The organism is Sunxiuqinia sp. A32, from assembly GCF_052690465.1.
On record NZ_JBQYLI010000005.1, the window covers coordinates 184,875 to 205,897 of the forward strand.

Annotated in this window: 11 protein-coding genes; 1 reads left to right on the forward strand and 10 read right to left on the reverse strand. The window is 38.0% G+C overall.

The genetic code is table 11. The features are described 5' to 3' along the window. Positions 1–11: 11 nt before the first annotated feature. The 10 genes from ACUNWD_RS06880 to ACUNWD_RS06925 form a co-directional block, all read right to left on the reverse strand. Positions 12–3,254 carry a glycosyl hydrolase gene (locus ACUNWD_RS06880; RefSeq protein ID WP_445587052.1) on the reverse strand — a complete coding sequence of 1,081 codons (3,243 nt, stop codon included), beginning with the start codon at positions 3,252–3,254 and terminating at the stop codon, positions 12–14. A gap of 271 nt (positions 3,255–3,525) precedes the next feature. Next, complete coding sequence (locus ACUNWD_RS06885) at positions 3,526–5,325, reverse strand: RagB/SusD family nutrient uptake outer membrane protein (RefSeq protein ID WP_445587053.1); 1,800 nt, start codon at positions 5,323–5,325, stop codon at positions 3,526–3,528. Positions 5,326–5,371: 46 nt separating this feature from the next. Further along, positions 5,372–8,749, reverse strand: coding sequence for a TonB-dependent receptor (locus tag ACUNWD_RS06890; RefSeq protein WP_445587054.1), 3,378 nt, complete (start codon positions 8,747–8,749; stop codon positions 5,372–5,374). A gap of 129 nt (positions 8,750–8,878) precedes the next feature. Next, positions 8,879–10,090, reverse strand: a complete 1,212-nt coding sequence (locus tag ACUNWD_RS06895) for a FecR family protein (RefSeq protein ID WP_445587055.1) — start codon at positions 10,088–10,090, stop codon at positions 8,879–8,881. Positions 10,091–10,155: 65 nt separating this feature from the next. Further along, the gene (locus ACUNWD_RS06900; RefSeq protein ID WP_445587056.1) at positions 10,156–10,749 is read right to left on the reverse strand and encodes an RNA polymerase sigma factor; all 594 of its coding nucleotides are present in this window, start codon (positions 10,747–10,749) and stop codon (positions 10,156–10,158) included. 461 nt (positions 10,750–11,210) lie between these two features. Next, complete coding sequence (locus ACUNWD_RS06905) at positions 11,211–13,691, reverse strand: glycoside hydrolase family 38 N-terminal domain-containing protein (RefSeq protein WP_445587057.1); 2,481 nt, start codon at positions 13,689–13,691, stop codon at positions 11,211–11,213. A 53-nt stretch (positions 13,692–13,744) separates the two neighbouring features. Further along, positions 13,745–14,887 (reverse strand): hypothetical protein, encoded by a 1,143-nt coding sequence (locus ACUNWD_RS06910; RefSeq protein ID WP_445587058.1) that lies wholly within the window; start codon positions 14,885–14,887, stop codon positions 13,745–13,747. Continuing rightward, on the reverse strand, positions 14,884–16,101 hold the full coding sequence (locus tag ACUNWD_RS06915) for a carbohydrate kinase family protein (RefSeq protein ID WP_445587059.1): 1,218 nt from the start codon (positions 16,099–16,101) through the stop codon (positions 14,884–14,886). The genes ACUNWD_RS06910 and ACUNWD_RS06915 overlap by 4 nt, the downstream gene beginning before the upstream one ends. A gap of 3 nt (positions 16,102–16,104) precedes the next feature. Then, positions 16,105–16,779, reverse strand: a complete 675-nt coding sequence (locus ACUNWD_RS06920) for a D-lyxose/D-mannose family sugar isomerase (RefSeq protein WP_445587060.1) — start codon at positions 16,777–16,779, stop codon at positions 16,105–16,107. Between the two features lie 123 nt (positions 16,780–16,902). Further along, positions 16,903–19,122, reverse strand: a complete 2,220-nt coding sequence (locus tag ACUNWD_RS06925; RefSeq protein WP_445587061.1) for a GH92 family glycosyl hydrolase — start codon at positions 19,120–19,122, stop codon at positions 16,903–16,905. Positions 19,123–19,709: 587 nt separating this feature from the next. Between ACUNWD_RS06925 and ACUNWD_RS06930 the strand changes: the two genes are divergently transcribed. After that, positions 19,710–20,756 (forward strand): LacI family DNA-binding transcriptional regulator, encoded by a 1,047-nt coding sequence (locus ACUNWD_RS06930; protein WP_445587062.1) that lies wholly within the window; start codon positions 19,710–19,712, stop codon positions 20,754–20,756. Positions 20,757–21,023 lie beyond the last annotated feature (267 nt).

Here is a 21,023-nt window from a genome sequence, read left to right on the forward strand (position 1 = left end):
TCATTTGCACGTTAATATTTCACTCTGAAAACAGTTACTGGCCCAAACAAACCAGATGGTTGCAACTGACTGCCAGCATTGTACGGATTAACCGGGCACCAAGTCTCACGTTCCTTCTCTGGCAGATTTAAATCACCAATTAACCGGTTCACCCAAGTATTTACTACGTCAACTTTAAGAATGTTCTCCCCTTCAGTAATAAAATCAGTTATATCTAATTGATATGGAGGAGTCCAAACGCCTCCTGCATATTTACCATTCACATAAACTTTTGCCATAGCTGTCAAATCACCCAGATTAAGCGTAATATTTTCGCCGGTTGGCATTGCCTCTATCCTGAAAGTCTGCTCGTAAGTAGCATTACCCGAGTAATACCTGATTCTATCGTCGGAAGCTTGGGTCCAGTCGATCAGTTTATCAAAAACTACAGGCTCTTCAGGGCCGCGCTGTGACACATCGAACTGCACTTTCCATGATTGGTTAAAATCAGCCAAAACAGTTGGTTCGGGATAATTTGCTTCTACACCATTTTCTTTGGCTTTCCCAGCTTTTTTGCGGAATACAACAAATACGCTTTCATAAGGAGCCAGTTTTAAAGGAACTGATGTTGTGTTATCAAGTTGCTCATATGCGGGAAGTTTTCGGACAGAGCCATTTGTCGCATCCCATAATTCTGGTTGACACCCACTTACACGAAATTCAGGAATTACCAATTTTATTTCATTGGTCTGGTTGCTCACAAAATAAATATTTGCACCATCCGTTTTGCGATGTCCGTAGTGGATGCTATTGTCTTCAGGAAGTTTACAATCAGGAACACAGTCGATCATCGCAAAAGCTTCCTCCATCGATAATCCATCCATTACCAAACCATTGCCAACTTTGCGCGATTTCACATTTACACCATCCACTTCCCCCCATAAATCAGCAGCCATTTCCTGAACCTTTTTATCTGAATCAGGTTGGTTTTGCAAACTTGGAGAATGATCAGGGCAGGGTCCAAGCACAACGGCCCCATCATTTACAAGCTTTATAATTTTAGCAAGCAACTCCGGACGCATGGTTTTCAACTTCGGCAGAACTAAAATTCGGTATTGAGTTCCATGTGGGAGTGTAAGCAATTCGTTTGTTACAGTCAAGTATTTTTCGATCACTTCGGCATTCATGTAATCAAATTGATATCCGACAGGAAGCTCAGGATCAGTAACTCCAGTCATTTTTGGGACATCTTCGCCAATAAAATAAGCTGCATCAGCTACATTTAGTCCCTGCTGAAGCATGTAATTTGACCGCTTCAAATAATCCACATATACATCCAGTTGTGAAAACCATGTATTTTTCCTGTTAAATTCATTTCCAAAATCAGCATTTATTCCAGGATTTTGGTCTTCAAATGGCTGTGAAATGTAAACATGCAAGAGTGTATTATTGATTCCTTCAGCAAAAAAGCGATCCCCCCGCTGCTTAAACAGAGCAGGGTAACGACTGAATGCTGGGCCACCACAGGTATTCGATTCGGCTGAAATCTTTGTTTTTCCATAGATATGCGCACAGGAAGTTGCTGCTCGGTTCTCAATATCACCGAGTTCTCCTTCGCTCCAAAATTCACCACCAATCTCATCCGACTGTCCTCCATACATCAGAAATTCACCCGGAAATCCCCAGTGTCCATAATTTTCAAGCCAAGTGTACAGGCCATATTTATGACTAACTTCTCGTAACCCCCCAACATAATCATAAGCCACTTTGTCGGCCACCATTCGACGAACATCCCATAAAAAACGATCTGATTCCAACTGGCTGTTTACCACAAACCCATTGAAAACCGGCAAAAATGAAACCGGATCATATGCATATCTATCCTGGAAATCGGTTAAAAAGCCATCAGTAAAATTCTGTCCACCTGTTTCATAACTATCCTGAACTACTACTCGAAAAGTCTTTCTATCAGCTTCTGGAATACGTTTCAGAATTTCTCCTATGTAAGCATCAAAATGTTTTTCGACATGTTTTTTACTCATTTTATCGATCTCCAAACCAGTCGCTTCAGGAGACGCCGGAGCATTAGTAACTCCTGTTGGTGTCATTCCTGTTCTTAAAATCACCCAGTTTCCTTCTGGTACTTCCCAGTTCAAGGTGCCATCAGCAAACATCATTCTAGTGAGATCAACAACTTTAGAAGCAGCAATAACTGCATCTTCTTCATTCACTTTTTCCTGTTGACGCCACTGGTATTCGTTCCAATAAGGCAGTGGTGTCTGGTACATTTTTGCCAGTGTCTTCTCATAATAACGTTCCACCCGTGGAGCCGAAGACAGTTCAACTTCTGCCAAGCCAATACCCGTGTTGACATCTTTCACTACCAAACGAAAGCAACTCGAAGTTACTGCCGGAAAGGACACAACTACTGGTGCATACGGTATGAAACCTACATTTAAGGCAGCATTATAACGATCTATCTGAAATTCTGAAATCGTTCGGTAGCTCCCGTCTTCTTCTTTTACCTGAAGAGCAGCAGGATTGTTAATTGGTTTTTCAATAGAAGTTATAGATAGGCTGCGCGCAGTGAAAGGCACTTTTGATTCGAATTCAATTATGAAATCACCACTTGACGGGAAGTTAATACCTGTACTGGCATCTTTATCCACAATTTTAGATAAGCCTGCCGTTACTGGTGACGATGAAATAATCCCTGTTTTTGTGTCAAAAATCTGTTCGTAGAATTTTGGTTCGGGATAGGCAATTACCTTTACATCCTGAAAAGGATCAATCGGCTTTCCCAATTTCTGACTCAGATTTTGCGGCCCTTTTACATGTAACTCTGAAGTCGCCAGATAGCGCATTGCCTCATCAGCTTGTACCCACGGACCTCCAGACTGGCTCCAACCCGGCGAATTAAAAATACCAATTTCGATGTCTAACTCCGTCGCTTTTTTTAGCGCCGCATGAAGAATTTCCCACCATTCGTTACTAAAGATTTTCACCTTTCCATAAGGCACTTCATCTCGTCCAATATAACCGATAAATGCACGATTGATACCGGCTTTTTTCATCGATATCAGATCGTTCTCCACACCTTCCTTTGATATATTGTCTGAAATCCAATACCAGTAAACACTGGTTTGAATGGAATCTGGAGGAGAAATAAAAGCATTTTCAAGGCTTTTATTTAGACTCATCTTATCATTTACGCCACAGGCACTAATAACCATAATAAATATCAAACACCAGTAGGCTCGGACTTTTTTGACCATAAAAGATTAATTAATCGAATAAAATTACTCCAACAAAAAGTAAGAAACAATTAGAATACAAACACGCAAAACACTCAACAAATGCCAATCACAGACAGATTCCAGAAAACATCTAAACACTTTCCAGATCAACTTTATCAAAAAATATTGCCCGACTCAATCGTGAATATGATTCGCTATACGTCTGTTTTTTTTATATTCCTCGCTGAAAAGATATAAGAGAGAGTGACAAATCTTTCACAAGATTTGTCACTCTATATAAATACAATTATTATCTCCAAGGTTCTGGTTGTTCTATTCCTGACAATTTTTTTGCCTCATCCTGGGCAATTGGCAAAACTAGATATTTGTCTGTATATGATAAACGATCATATACTTTCACTCTTTGATAGTTAAACACATTATCCGCAACTTTCGTGATACGCATTCCTGTAACCACTTTATTGGTCTCTCCAAGTATTTTCCAACGACGCTGGTCAAAGAATCGTAAGTCTTCCATGCAAAACTCAACACGACGTTCGTTACGAATCCTTTCACGAATAAATTCCTTAGTTGATGTGAAACCAGGGATATCCTGAATTCTTGGTTGATTTGCCCTTTCACGAATTACATTTAATTGCTCCATTGCACCATTCAAATCATCCAATTCACATAGTGCTTCAGCATAATTAAGGTATGCTTCAGCCAAGCGGAAAATTACCATGTGATGAGCTACGCCATTTCCTAACCCATTAGGACCATAATACCGGACATCTCTACCTTTTCGGGCATAATATCCTGTACATGAGAATTTGGTTTCAGACGAAACATTATCATTAAACCCTTGACCACCTCCAACAAAAGTTTCTATAATCGCATTAAACTCAACACCCGAAGGCACACCAAAATCAGCTCCATTGAAAAGAATATTTTTATAAAAACGTTCATCACGATTTAAGTAAGGATTATCTCCTTCTCCTTCACCATAGCCTGCTTCTATAGCAGCCGGATTAATTGTCACACTAGTATGATCGCTATTAATATAGCTAACGGGGATTGCTCCATTCTTCATTTCAAAACAGTCAACTAGCTCTTGAGTCGGATTATCACCCGTCTTATGACAATTTGCCAATCCATAATTAGCCAAAGAAATACCATTTACATTTCCAATATGCGAATCTTCAAGATGACTACGATAAATTATTTCAGGAACATTGGTTGCAAATGGACTGGTAAACAAACTTTCATACTGGTCAATATCTACTAGATAATAAGCTTCAAGATCCAATAAATCTTTAGCCGCGTCTGCAGCTAACTGCCACTTGGTTTTATCATTTTCAGGATTATTCAACGGGCTTGCATTGTACAGAAGAACCCGAGATTTCAACGCGTAAGCAAATCCAGCTGGTAATAAAGCCAATTCATTTGTTGGGCGAGATAAAGGTAAATATCCAGAAGCAATTACTTCATCGCATTCGTCTGCTATTCTAGTAGCTATCTCGTGATAAGTTGGTCTTTCTAATGATTTCCAATCACTAAAATCAGCCTCAAAAGGAACATCAAAGAATGGTAGGGGACCATAAAACTGTATTAACTGAAAATAATAATAGGCACGTAACAATTTAGCCTGATTAATCCACCTACTTTTTTCCAGCTCCGACACAACCGTAGAATTTGGAATCTCATTAATCGCAATATTTGCGAACCTGACTCCTTTCCAATTTATTCCCCACCATGCCGTTGGTGCATTCCCAGGGTCTCCTCCAAAACCAATTCCAGGCCAAACGCATGCATTTGTTTTTGATAACTGTCCTGAATTCCACCAATAGGATGAATAACCATCTTCCCGTGGTTCAAATCCATTATCAGAAAGTGTTTCCAATGTTTGGAAAAAGAATAGGTTATCACGAGCTAACACCATTTGTGAATATGCTGCTGATAACAATCCCTTTGTTCTATCGTAGTCGCTCAACACTTCATCCAGAGTCATCGTTCCATCTGGAGTCTTTTCCAATATGTCCTCACATGCATTATTAACGTTAAGTAAGAAGATCAGGAATATTATTTTTATGACGCTATATCTATTTTTCATAATATGCTTATCTATATTCATTATACAAATAAATTGTTATACAGAATTAATAAGTAATATTAATTCCAACATTATATACTTTAAAGAGAGGGTGGCTTAATTGATTTGCCTGTTCCGGATCAAAGTATTTTTTAGGAAATTTATCAAAAGTTAACAGATTAAATCCATTGAGATAAATTCGAATTTTAGAAGCAGAAATTTTTCTCGAAATATTTTCTGGCATAGTATAACCAATTTCTGCATTTTTCAATCGTATATAGCTTCCATCTACAATCCAAAAGTCATTTGCTATTAGATTTGAACTTCCTCCAGGAGCCAGTCTTGGGTAAGTAATTTTTTCACCATTATCCAACTTCGCTTGTGTCCATGATTCTTTATGCCAAGTTGTAAAATTACCTGCATTTTCCCAAGTTCCTCTTCCATTAAGAAAATAGCTTCTATTAGCAGCGCCCTGAAACATGCAACTTACATCAAATTGCCTGTATATAAAATTCAATGCACCACCAAAAGTCCACTCTGGCACATTGGGATTTCCAATAGGAACGATGTCTTTTTCGTCAATTATCTGGTCATCATTCTGATCAACATATTTCAAATCACCTAATTCAGGAGCTTTTCCTAATGGCGTCTGATCGTACCAGCTATCAAGCTCTTCCTGCGTGTTAAAGAATCCATCTGTCTCATATCCCCAGAATTCACCAATACGATGCCCTGTTTGCCTTGTAGGATACGCGTAATCTTCACCAAGTTCAACTTCATTCACATAGTTGATTCTATTCCTATTGAAAGCACCATTTAGTCTAGCCATCAACATCGCATGATCATTAAACTGTTTCTGATAGCCTAGTGATAATTCAAATCCTTTATTTTCAACTTCTCCGTAGTTTGCTGGTGGTAAGTTTGTCTGTCCAAACATAAATACAGGAGTGGTTCCACCTTCACGTATCAAAATATTGTCCCTTTTTTCATAGAAAACATCAAGATCAAGGCTTAGAAAGTCAAAGAATCTCCCTTCTATTCCAACATTATATTTATTATTTACCTCCCAAGATATATCTCGATTGGCCATTGTATTTTCATATGTTCCAGCAGGAAGTCCAGGATAGCCGCCCCCAGTTCCCCAATCATCTATGTACAAGAAACGAGATGCCCCCATTCGGTCATTACCAACCTGTCCATAAGAGAATCTTATTTTTAGAAAATCAACTGCGTTTTTATCTACTAAAAATGGTTCTTCTGAAGCCACCCAACCAACAGAAAATGAAGGAAAGAAACCAAATTGTTTTCCTGGAGCAAACTGTTCAGAACCATTATATCCAAAATTTAACTCCGCTAAATATTTCCGATTATAATTATATGTAGCCCGACCTACAATACCAATATAATTATATGGCAATTCAATATTTATTAATCGTTGGTACCGATTGAATAATAACATTCCCGTAACCTCGTGAACTCCAAATTCTTTCACGTAATTTATTGAAGCATCAATATTGAAAAGGTTTGAAAAAGATTGCGCTTGCGTATCAACCAAAGGTGTATTATTAGTTGATCCTAGTTTACTGTAAACCAATGAATCACCCACAACAGAAGTTAACTCGTATACCGCATAACTTCGATGTCTCTGTTGAATATTTACAGACATCGCATCGTAGGAAGCAATCACTTTTGCAGACAGACCTTCGGTAATAAAATCGAGTTTTTGCTCTGCACCAAGGGTTGTAGTAACATTATTAATTGTAGATAGAACAAAACCGGAACGGTTTAAGAAACCGTATGGTGTTGTATTAGCTCCTCCCGTAGCATACCGGGTTGAACCTGCAACTTCTCCATCTGGAGTTAAATCATTATACGCAAGGTTCGGCCGTGATAAAATTGCTGCAAGTGCATAACCATATATATTGCTTCCATCAAAACCATATGGATCATTTTTTTTGTCCATATACCCACCGATATTAAGCCACATTTTCAGAGATGAATTTAATTCAATATCAAAATTCGATCTAAAATTCACCCTTGTATTTTTAGATTCAGCATCGTAATTATATTTATCAAATGGCTCATTCTTAAACAATCCTTTTTGCCCTTGAAACCCCACGGTAGTAAAGTAACTCATCTTCTCTGTTCCTCCGCTAACATTAACATTCACTTTAGCCATAGGTGAAAAGTCTTTAGTAAATTCATCCATAAAATTACGCACGGGGAATACATTTGTTGAGTCAGCCGTTCGATAACGTTCCAGTTCAAATTCAGAGTAAATTGGATCAGCTCCCTGCTGTCCCTGAACCTGATTTTCTAGTTTGGCATAATCATAGGCTGAAACCATGTCTGGTAGGCGTGTGGGTGCTTGCAACGAATATTCTCCAGTTACATCAATCTTAGGTTTCCCAACTTTTCCTCTTTTAGTAGTTACCAAAATAACACCATTTGCACCACGCACACCATAAACAGCTGTTGCAGAAGCATCTTTTAATATAGAAATTGTTTCTATTTCGTGTGGATCCAAGGAATTAAAATCTCGTTCAACACCATCTACCATCAATAGAGGCTTTTGTTCATTCAACGTACTACGACCACGAATAAACAACTCGATACCTTCTCCTCCAGGCTCACCACTTCTTTGCAGTACTGTTAACCCAGGTAAACGTCCTGCCAAAGCTACTCCAATATTCGAGGAAGGGCTTTGAACGATCTCTGTTGCGTTAATTGTTGAAATAGCTGCAACAACACTCTCTTTTCTTTGAGTTCCATAACCTACAGCAACTACTTCTTCGAGTCCAACAGTTTCTTCTTCTAAATCAATATCAATAACTAAATTATTACCAACAGTGATTTCTTGTGTTTTCATTCCAACAAAAGAATAAACTAGGATATCACCATTTGACAATCCTGATATTGAGTACTTTCCGTCATTATCAGTAACTGTCCCCTGAGTACTTCCCTTCGCAACTACCGTTACACCAGGCAAAGGAACACCAGAAGTATCAGTAACACGCCCAGAAATATTTTTGGCTTGTACTATATTTGCCTTATTATCAAAAATATTTGGTAATTCGGAACTTTCTTTTGACATAATGGCAATTTGCCTATCATGAATTTCATAATAATTTAATGTGCCTTTAAATACTTGATCAAGAATCGAATTTACGTCTCGATTCTTCACATTAACACTGACTTTTCGATCTACGTCTATTGATTTTTCACTGTATAGAAAAATGAATTCACTACTTTCTTCGATCTCCTGCAAAACCTGTCTCACCGATATGTTGTCGAGATTCATACTGAATTTAGTTTCCTGTGAATAGCTATTAGCCGACACAGAAGCCACAGAAAACAGAATTAAAAAAGTTAGCAGTTTCATTTTCATAAAAAAATTTGGAACACTGCTGTACCAACAGCATAGCTCATTTCGTTTCTTTTTCATACTTTTACAATTGGTTTGTTATTAGTTCTACTATTAAATAAACTTTGAAAATCGGTGGAGGCTGCAACTCCCCGATTTTCTTTTATATGAAGCTCATTCTTTTCATTCAATCATAGGCAGTTAGTCTATTTATTTAACAACTTTTACAATTTCTCCGTCTATCTCGTATTCAAATTTTGCAACACCCGATAAGACAACCATTACTTCGTTCAAAGAATCTTTAAGATCAAGCTTTCCCGATATTGGAAGTGTTTTAGAAATTACAGTTTCGTCGTAGTCAAAGGTGATTTTATAATACCGTTCCAATTTTTTAAATACCTGCACCAGATCTTCATTTGAAAATGAATACCACCCTTCAATCCAAGCAATATATCTTTCAGGATTTTCCACAAAACTCAGATCAATATCTTTATTTCCCCTGTCAAATGTGGCCTTTTGTCCTGGAAGCATTTCATATTTATTCCGAAATACTTTTTCACTATCCCATACATTTACACGCCCTTCAATTAGGACAGTCTCTGTTGATATATCAGTTTTGTATGCGCAAATGTCGAATTTAGTTCCAAGCACTTCAACCTTAATATTATTAGTTGACACAATAAACGGTGTTCTGCCATTTTTGGTAACTTCGAAATATCCTTCTCCTTCCAAAAATACCTCACGTATTTTTCCACTAAAATGCTGAGGAAATGCCAAACGGCTTCCAGCATTTAACCATACTTTAGTTCCATCACTCAATATAAGTTTTGATTTCTTTCCGTAAGGAACAATAACTTCATTGAATCGTATCTCCTGAGTTTTTTTATCCACGACTGGATTATTCGCCATAATACTGTCATCATCAACCAAAATTGCATTTTGATCTTTTAACACAGTGATATTAGGATCATTTTTCTGGATTTCGACCTCTTCCCCGCTTGATAAAATTAATAATGGATTTACTTCCTCCTGAATTTGTGAGTTTGCAAATTGGTATGATGAGTCATTTGATCGAATTTCAACATAAACCAAAGTTCCAATAGCAGCAATCAGCAGTATTGAAGCAGCAACTTTAAAATAGCTAGTAATTCTACGAAAGTTATTTCTTTGCTTGAATTCTTTTTCATAATTGCTAATATCGCGCCACAACTTGTACCTTCGTTCTTTATCTAGTGTTTTATTCTTTTCATTTATAACACAAATAATTTCTCTTGCCTGCAGAATTTCTGTTCGAGATTCAGCGTGTTCCTCAAGAAACCGATTCCATTGTTTTACTGAATTAGCAGATTTAACAAGTGAGACAAATTCCTTATCCTCAATTAGTCGCTCTATTGAAAGCTTGTTATTTTTTCTATCCGTCATTATTTTCTCTTACAATACACTGTTAAAAGCACCTTGAAGTAGTTTTGTGACAGATAAAAATAAATTTATTTAAAAAAAGTTGTTAATCGACTGAAGATGAAGAACAAATAAAAATCATTTTCAGACAAGTATTTTCTCATTAATCGTATTGCTCTGGATACGAGTTGGCGAGCTGTATCATATGAAATTGACATGATATCGCATATCTGATCATACTCTAAATCGCAATTGAACTTGTAATATAAAATTTCCCGCTGACGTGCATTTAATTCATTCATACCCTGATTTATTAGATATGCTTGCTTTGAATAATCTTCACTATGAATCATATCCTCTTCAATTGAAAAAGAAAATTCAGGTTCATTATGGTAGCTATCTCCGATTGACACCTGCTTATTATGGTTCTGAATTTCTTTAATTAAACGTCTTTTGAAGGCGGTAATCAGATAAAATCGAATATTGTCAGTTTCCCCCAGTTTTCTGCGAGATTGAATTAGGTAATAAAATAAATCATGAATGGTATCAAGGATAATATCTTCATCATCCGTAAATTTTCTTCCATAGAAGAATAAAAAATCAATGTTTTGATGATAAATATGTGACAGAGCATAATCCTTCTCATTTTTGAAGTCTTCCCATATATATCTATCGTTTAACATCAATCAGTATCAGTTTAGCGATGATAAATATAAATATTTTAATGAATATATATTATTAAATCAGAATGAGATCAAATAGCATCAGCAGTAATTACCATCAGATTTAAGAAGAGAAATATCAAAGTTTGTTGTTTACTGCAACAGGGGCAGGTATCATGAATCTTTATCAAATCTAACACCAAAATCTGTATTCCGAAACCATAGAGATCAGATCTCAAGAAAAAGAAAGTTAATCAAGTTTAAAATCCTGATACAGAGAAGAAGATTGAACAAAATAGTGTCTAAAAAATGATGTTTTAATTATTAAAAAAGTACTCATTAAATTTAGAGAGGAAAATCAATTTTTTTCAATTATTTTTCACCCAGTAAAAATGTAGAAGGGGTCGAAATCAATTAACCCCATATTTATAAAATGTCGGGATCCCAGAATTCGTCTTTTATCCTGTAACTTGTCCTACTAACTACATTGTTGGATATGCCCAAATTTCTGTATTTTCTACAGGTTCCAAATTTTCACCCGGCTGGCCACATTGAATAATATGCCTGGCTACAATTTTTGCCGGACGAAGTATGGCAAAATTCGTGATCCAGTAATTTTCGAACACCATGTTGTAAAAATGGGCTGTTTGGGGCTTGAATGTCACCCGCCTTTTCCCTCTTACCAATCCATCGAATATTCCCATTGGCAAATCAGGGGTACTCAATGCAATATTCATGTCACCTCCTTTGAATGAAACCCCAGTTTGAATTGTATTATATTCAGCGCAGGTATTGGGCATTTGGTCCACCCCCACCTCGACTTCTTCGCCCAGTGACTTGTAAAATGCACGAGGAGTCTGTAAGCTAAACGGAAAAGCTAAATACGATGCCATTGGTTCCAGGTTTTCTTTCATCCATATTGTGGTTGTAATTTCAATTCTGGGTGAATCATCAAATACATCCCACTGCTGCTCAATACGCTTGGCAAAATCTTCTTCCATTACTGATTTATACCTGAGACAATAGTCGCTGGACTCTTTCTTAAAATCAACCACCTTTGGGGTGCTGTGTAAAATATTCTTAGAATCAAGACTCCTATTGGCAATCGCCTCTCGAGGAAATTTTCCTTGTGGTCTTTCCATAATTAGCTGCCCCGGTAGGTAAGGGCTATCTATGTCAAAAACCGATTTGTTTTGCGGTTTATATTTGATGTCTACAATAGCTTTCGAAGAATTGTCGACAACTACATCGAAGAACTTACTTGCCTCAAGACTTTTTGGAGTATAAGCACGGTTGTTTACCAGTTCGAACTTCTTCTTTTGCCCCGGCTTCAGCCCTTTTACAAAGAACTTGTATTTTGCAGGATGATAGGGCCAAACATCATTGGGTATCTCCGGCGGAGGAACAGATGCTCCGTCTCTGGAACCCCATTCAGACCCAAGAATTTCTTCAAACTTAAAAAACTCTCCAGTCAGCAAATCCTTTGCACCATTTGCTTCAAATCGCATAGCTGTAGCAGAGATTTCCACCCAACCAATTCTTTCAGTTTTGCCCGGATTAAAAACTTCAATTTTGTTTGTCAGTGAAAAAGGCTTGTAGCTGCCACTTGCTTTTATAATATCTGCCTTAATAAGCTTTGAGTTTTCGTTAGAACGAAAGAAATAATCGAATTTTTGCAGATGGTTGCCCAGGGTTCTTTCATCGTATGGATGAGCAACGCTATCGTATGCGCCCCATGTGTGTTCCGCTGAAAATACCAAATCATGGTTCAAGCTATTTAATCTTTCAGGTAAACCAGGCACATCGGGTTTTAACCATTCAAGTGCAGACCCAATATCCTTATTTCGACGCTTGGCCTCCTGCAAAACAGCAAGCTCAACGGGAGTAGATGCCACTCCATCTGCCCACCAGTCGCACCATTCTCCTTTTAACGAAGTTAAATCAGAAGGAAGAACCTTATTTATCTTTTCAAAAAATTGCGAAGGGGTAGATAATACAAGCTTTGGCTGCAGCCCCATTTCATTCCATGTTTTAATAAATTCACTCAATTGCCGACAGGGTATATCGTTATCAATAGTCAGGTGATTGGTAAATGACAGTTGCAGATAAGGAAACGGATATCCCTGATTGCTTAATTGTTCGAGCTTGCCTTTGAGAATGTCGAATGATTTCAGGATATCATTTCTTTTGTTGCTGAAAATCTCGTTACCAGTCGGCTGGTTATACCAAATATCGTACCTATGTGGCACAGGTCCCCTTCGAAAATGTTCTTTATGAAAATAGTCGTAACCATTAGGATATCCTTCACCATTGTATACCAACAATTTTTGATTTTTAGAATTCTGCCACCATAAAAAAGATGGTGCTGGCAGGGGTACTCCTCCACTATACCCATTACATCCCGAAACAAAATGCTGGACGCCAAGATTGTTTAATGACTGGATAAGTCCCAATGAAAAACCGTTCACATCATTCTGCATAGCCACCTTTGGCTTATACTTTTCGTAAAATGACCCCAGACGGTTTAATTCATTATTAAATTCATATTCGTCCATCAGGCAGGTTAAATTCCCGGGCATGGCAGTTACTTCAATACGCCCTTCAGCCACAAGTTTATCAAATTTATCCTTTTGCACACGTGTAGCCTGATTCCAAAATCTTTCTAATATCCATAGCGATTCCATGGTCCACCTGAACTTTGCTTCCTGAGGATAGTCCTTCGTTTCTTCACAATATTGCAGTACCAGTGGAATGTTATTTACATGTATTTGCCAGGTTGTTGATGGCAGATCTGTATACCCAAAATCGGTATGGCTGAGGTTAATAATATGTATCTCTTTTATTTCAGTTTTTGCTTGTCCCCTGTTATTTTCTTTACCAATTACCTGGTTTAATCCCAAGGGAGATAACGTTATACCTCCAGTTAACAATGCATTGTTCCTAATCCAGTTTCTTCGATTCATAAGTAACTTTTAACAAAAAGAATCCCCATGATATTCCATGCAAGTTTCTTAAATTAGATTTTCAATTTGCAAATCTCTTTAATGATATAATCTACCCCTTTGTGAGTTTCAGCAGAGAATTTCTCATCATTTGGAAAATATTCTCCATTTTCATCGGGTGCCTTGAAATTCATAGCAGCCATAATAGCATTCAGAATAAAGTCGTATGGTTTACCTAACTTAATAGCTGCATGAATCGGACCAGCCAATCGATCCTCAGGGCTTAACTTCCGATATAAATCGCAACCAACCCGAAATATAGTATCACCCAATGCCTTGTTTTGAAAACGCTCCAATAAATCGTCAATATGCGCCTCAAGCTGAGAATGGGTAAATTCGCCTGGATATTGAGCCATCAGAATTTCTGCAGACTGCAACATGGTTTCCCGGGTTAACTGAAATATTTCGGGATCTGCTAAAGCTTCGTAAATGTAAATCCACTTTGGGTTTTTCTGAAAACCCAAATAAGCCGCTGTTGCATGTCCAAGGTTGTGTATGAATAATTTTCGGTCAACCCAAGCTTTAATGTTTTCTTTAGGAGCCAGAAAACCTACATCTGGAACCGGATTTTTGAACCCGGATTTTGCCACTATTAAAGAATTATATGGCTCTGCAAATACCTGCAAGGGATCATCCTCTAAATCCTTTCTCGACATGATGGGCACCATCTTCCCAATACTGCTTTCGACCAAACCAACACGCTCTTGCAATGGAAAATCCGTTGGTAATCGCTTGGATAATTCATCAGCAATAAACAGATCAGCATCACGCATGTTTTCAGCAATAATGATATCCAACGGCCAGTGCCCATGCTTCTGCGGCCTGTTCAATAACGACTCGGCGATCAATGGCAAAGCAGCAGGCAATCCCTGTTGTCCAACCGACAAAGCAATCAAGGGAACGTCGGTCAATTCAGAAACCAACTTTTCTTTATCATTCAGGTGGATTCCCCTACAATTAGATACCGTGATAATTTCATCCCCCTTGTTACTTTTAATCACAACGCGGTATTCTTTTTTATCATTGATCAAATCAATAAGCCGGGCATTGATATCAACAAAAACCACTTCATAACCTGACCGGCTAAAGACCTGCCCGATGAAGGAACGGCCGATCTTGCCTGCACCAAAGACAATGATTTTTCTTGCCTCCCTCATTTTACCGTTTTTTCGGTTTTGATTTGCGATAAATAAGACTTGTAATAAGATTCCACCAAACCGGCTTTTTGTTCGGGATATTCTTCATAATAAGTTCCTCCGTTATAAAAACATGCAAATCCACCCGATGCAACCCCCAAGGCAACAGCGTTTTTTAAATCAACCGGCCCTTCTTGTTTTTCAAGAAGCTGGCTCGCAACTGACGCTATAACCCCTCCAGCAAAATTATCACCACAACCTGTGGTATCGCCTTTTCTCTCCGGCTCAGACATTAGTTCCTGCACGACTTTTTCCGAAACAGGCAAACTCGCGTGTGGTATTTGTCCAAACAAAGCGCTATCAGCATAAAAATGAAGGTCCTTTGATCCATGAGTTATAATGAACGCCCCTACACCCACCGATTTAAAGAAACTCATCGCAGCATCAACACTTGACTTACCGCTCAATCGCAATGCCTCTTCCATGTCTGTAATCAAAAGATCAATGAACTTGTAGGTTTCCACTGACTGCCCAAGCATCCAGGGTTTTGAAGGATCTTTCTTCTCACTCAGAAAATCATACACCGTATTAACCACTGTAACGGCTCTTTTCGACTTGGCATTTTCCAACAGATCGCCCAATGCCGAGTGGATATTCGGAACCAATGCTGTACCTCCAAAAACGACTATATCGCTCTCAAAAAATGAATCATCCAAATTCTCCGGTTCCATTTCCCATGCTGCGCCAATGTTATTGATAAAAATCCGCTCACCGTGACCATTATCAAAGTCGGGATCTGAAAGAACATCTGTAAATGGTGTATATTGCTTTCCTATCTTGTAATTCCCAATCTTCACAGGCGTTTTACTGAGCATTTCTTCGATGAACTCGCCCCCCTGATCATTTCCTCTGCAAGCATAAAAATCTACTTCTATCGGGAACTTTTTCAAAAGTTGAGAAACATGGATCAGCGAAACGATCGAAGGGCCACCTATGTTTATTCCCACAGGTTTTTTGCTCTTGGTAATTACATCACGCACCTGCATGTAGTTTTCTCCCGAGAACTTATCAAACTCCTCCTTAAAAACCAGCTTGCCGGGAGACAATCCCCCATCACCTGGGCTTTTTGAAAGGTATTTTGTAAATTCGGGATCTTTAAAACTTACCGGTGAATACAAATAATCGATTAGCGTGCAGCCAGTACCTGATATTCTAAATTGTTTTTGCTCAACCATAAACTAAAGAAATTTACTATAATCTGATGCTAATAAATGTAATGGCGCCTCATCTTCTTCAATCACTGGAAAACGGCCGACAGGCTCATGAAAACGGTTGTCATTGGTGTCATCATTGACCATGCTCACTTCGCCAACCAACACCTTACCTTTTCCTTCTTCACCGTAAAACCGGTGGTACACACCCTGCTCCAGACAAATGCTCTCACCTGGATTAAGAATTACTTTCCCGCCAGCCTCAACAGTCCGCTTTATTCCGTCGGTTTTTAATTGAACAGGCGTAGTGTCCAACTGCTCGCTTTTGTCCGAATTATAGAGTTCAATAACCAGGTTTCCGCCTCCACGGTTAATAATGTCTTCCATTTTTGCCCAGTGAAAATGCATGGGGGTTTCCTGGTTTTCTTCAACGATCATGATTTTTTCGGCATAGGTCTTCTTGTCAACACCGAACTTTCCATTACGAATGGTGAATAGAAAAAGTCCCCTTTTGTAGAATTCACCCGATCCAAAATCGGTGATGTCCCACCCAAGCATATTATCTATGACTTCTTCAGCCCCTTCCTTGTTTGCTTTCCAATCGTCAACACTCCAATATGCCCACGGCGGTAGGTTGAACTGTTTTTCTGCCATAAATTCTTTGGCACTCCTCAAAATCTGGTTTATTTCACTTCGTTTCATATTTTATTGTTTTTTAGGTTAAGATTATAGTATACGTAAAACACGTTTTATTGTGCCTCTTTTTATATTCCAGCGCATTAAAAATCAGATAACATGCGAGTAATAATACTGCGATACCTTAAATCAATACGACGGTGGAGGTGTTGTTTCTCCCCATTTGCCGGGTTGGTCGCTCATATTAAAATTCAATTCTGCTCCGTCTTTTATGTCGGTATGTTTAAACCAAGCAGTGCTTAAGTCTTCTCCATTTATTGAAGCTGACTGAACATAGAGATTAGTATCAGATGCACCATCCCCATTGATAATCAGCTTTTTCCCATTCTCCATCTGGATGGTTACTTTTTTGTACCGAGGACCGTTTACGAGGTAAAGGTCTTGCCCAGCCACCGGAAAGAACCCAAGCCTTGAAAAAATGAACCATGAGCTCATTGCACCAGAATCTTCGTCACCGGGATAATTTTGTCGGGTAAAATTTTGAGAGACTTTCCGTCCGTATTTCGAGCTCAGATCAGATCTTAAACCATAAGCAAATAAAAATGGTGTCATGAAGCAAGGTTCATTGTAGATTTCAATCCGGTTATCTACATAGTAATCCAATCGTTTAATGAAAGCATCTTTTCCTCCCATGATATCAATCAACTTACTCATTTGGTGTGGTGCGAAAAAGGAATAAGTCCAGCTATCCCCTTCATAAAAGTGAAGGCTAAATGAGCCCTTCGGATTAGTTGCCGGATCGAGAAATACAAATTTACCAGTAGTATCTTTTGCCTGCACAAATCCGCTAAAACCTTCACTGGTCACGCTTTTGTCCCAAAGGCTTTGCCAGTTTGAACTTCTCTTCGCAAAACGAACAGAGTCTTCAGTGTACCCCAGTCCGCCTGCAACAACCGAGGCACAATAATCATTATAGGAAAACTCAAGCGACTTGGAAACAGAACCCAGGGACATTTTCGTCAGGGTGTTAATTGGCACCCACCCCTGATCGTCTTTCAGATAATGAGGAGAACGGCCCGATTCTGTGGCATGGCCTTTCAAAACCTTGTAAGCTTCTTCCCAGTCTATTCCTTCCATACCTTTCGAATAGGCATCGGCAATCAATACGTCAACATTATCTCCTCCCTGTATCATGTCTCCTGCACCAACAAGAAAGGCATCATAAGCATAACCATAGTGACTAAATATCTCGCAAAAAGATTTAATATTTTCTCTTACAGTGCTTTCTTGTATTAATGTTAGTAATGGGAATTCGCTTCTGAAGGTATCCCATACACATAAATGATCATCGAAATAAGGCCCGTCGTAATTCCATGGGCAGTCGCCGGTTCGGTTTTTAGGTGAAATTAGAGAATGATATAGAGCCGTGTAAAAAATTGTCTTCTCGTCGTCAGAAATAGTTTCATCATCAATCAGAATACTGCTCAGAGCTTTGTTCCAAGTTGATGTCGCTTCTGACCTTACTTGATCAAAATCCCAACCTGGAATTTCTTCCTGGAGGTATTTCTGAGCATTTTCGACGCTGCGCGTGGAAATAGCAGCCTTCAGAAAAATTTGCTCGTCTTCTTTAGTGTCGAATTTGAAAAAGCAACCAACGCCTTCACCTGAGATTGTATCCGAGTTTTCAACGAACTCTTTTTCGTGATTTTTATATAAACCGAAATCTTTAGCCGGTTTGCTAAGTTCAATAGCATAGTAAACTTTGCCTTTCGAATAATACCATCCATCATCTACATATATGTATCCAGTAATCTGATTCGTACTCGGATTATAATTGAGTGTAGAGAAGTTTGACTCGGAGAATAACGAATAAGATGGGTAAATAACAAGACTTGCATTTTCGTCATTTGTTTCCGGGTAAGTAATTCTAAATATGGAAGAGAAATGAGAAGATGTAAATTCAGTTTTAATGTTATACTTGGTCAGATCTACTGTGTAATAATCAGGCTGGCAGATTTCGTTCATTTTGCCTGAATCGTGACTAGTTGGGCCATTGTTATCATCCCAGCAATCCAATCCTATTTGCGGTGATATTTGCAGGCACGAGTATTTATATACCGAACCCGTATTTATCAGGGTAAATCCACTGATATCTTTCTGAAGATTATACCCGTTTCGTCTGTCAAAATTATGTGGGCAAGGACGAATAGAACCAAACGGAATTGAAACGCCATAAGAACATTTACCTACTTCAGTTCCTATACTCTCATCCACATACTTTATCAGATCCCGGGTTTCAAATCCACTGTTTCGAGACACGCTTTTTGAATCTAATTCAAGTGAACATCCCAAATTAAAAATTAGAAAAAGGGAGGTGCTAAAAAGAAAAAATAAACGGATGGTTTTCATAGTTGATTAATAAGTTAGGTTTAAATTATCGTATAAAATTATTCGAACGCCATTAGATTCGTTGTACTGTAATACGCTGCAATAGCCCCAATTTATTGCAGTTCTTTTTAGCGCATCACACCCGATATTGAACTTTCCAGAACAAAAACCACGACCATCTAACAATCTAACATATACTTGTTCTTATATATCAAAGCCTATTTCCTCATTTAGAAAATTCATTAATTGCGATTCCTTTCATCCAGATCATCCTTACAAATAGCAAATTAGCTTATTTCCCATCCCAATAGAATTCAAAGTAATTGTCTTTTTTTCAATAAACCAAACTAAATCGTTTTAATCTGAATTTCCGGCCAGATATTTAGCAACATATAAATTCTCAAACACTGTATATCTGACTCTTATATACATTCAAAAATCTTAAACCTATCTAAACAAAAAAAACACTTTTAAAACAATTAATTAAATAAATACCCTTTTATTTAATAATCAAAACTTGTAGTTTTATCCCATTACCATTTTTTATTTGTAATATATTTTTAATCTTAGCTGATATTATAGACCTGAATATCAATAAAAACACATCAGTGAAAACGACATCCTTAAAAGACATAGCAAACCAACTTGGAGTTTCCACAACACTGGTTTCCATGGTTCTAAATGACCGGGGAGATGAAAAAGGAATTAGCGCCGAAACGCAAAAGAAAGTTTGGGATTTGGCAAAAAAATTAAATTACAGACCCAACCAGGTTGCCAGAAGTTTGAGGCTTGGAAATTCAAAGACAATTGGATTGATCATTGCTGATATTTCAAATGTCTTCTATTCAGTAATTGCAAAAAGTATTGAGGAAAAAGCTTCAGAGAATGGTTACAGCATAATGTTCATGAGCTCAGAAGAAAACCCCGAAAAGGAAGATGAAATGCTCAGAGTACTTATGAACAAAGGTGTTGACGGCTTGATTCTATCTACTTCTTTTAGCGACAGAAACCAGATACGCAGACTCAGGGACAGCAACATTCCTTTCGTTTTAATAGACAGATATGTACCTGGTGTAAAAACCAACTACGTCGTTTCAGGGAATTACCAGGGGGCTTTCGATATGACAGAACACCTGCTTTCGCTTGGTCTAACAAAGACAGCACTACTTTCTGTAACCCCCTCTCATCTAACGACGATGAAACATCGAATATCTGGATACCAGGAGGCATTACGAAAAAATGGCCATCAAGTTAAAAATAAGCTGATCAAAGAAATCCCATACAATAATAACATTAGAGAAAATATGGAAAAAGCTTTAAAGCAGTTAATACTTGAAGAAAAAATTGACTCAATATTTTTTCTGAACAATAAGCTTACCATCGAGGGATTGAATGCACTAAAACGTTTTAACATCAGAATTCCGTACGATATTTCAATTGCATCTTTTGATGACATCGAACTATTCAAATTCTCATATCCCGCGATAACATCTGTCAGTCAGCCCAAAGAAGAGATTGGGAAGGTTGCATTCGAGGTATTGCTGAACCAAATCAATGATCGCGAAGCAAAAACACAACAGATTGTCTTGCCCGTAAAACTGAATATCCGGGAATCTTGCGGAAACATTGTGAAAAATTTATTCACAGACATTTGATGGCCTGCAACCAATCACCACCACCTCAAGCAACGATAAATCGCAGTTCAGATGATCTAAGATGATAGATTGAACAAACGATTAAACTAGATGCTTCTATTTGATCTCCAAATAGATTTATCTATAGAAACAACAGAAAATAAACTTCCTGTTCTATTTCGACATCTATTCTGTCCGCATCATATGAAATAAGACAACACAAATGCCACGACCATAGTAGAACTTAAAAAGGTTCTGTCGCGTTAATCCAACTTAATCTAATAGATC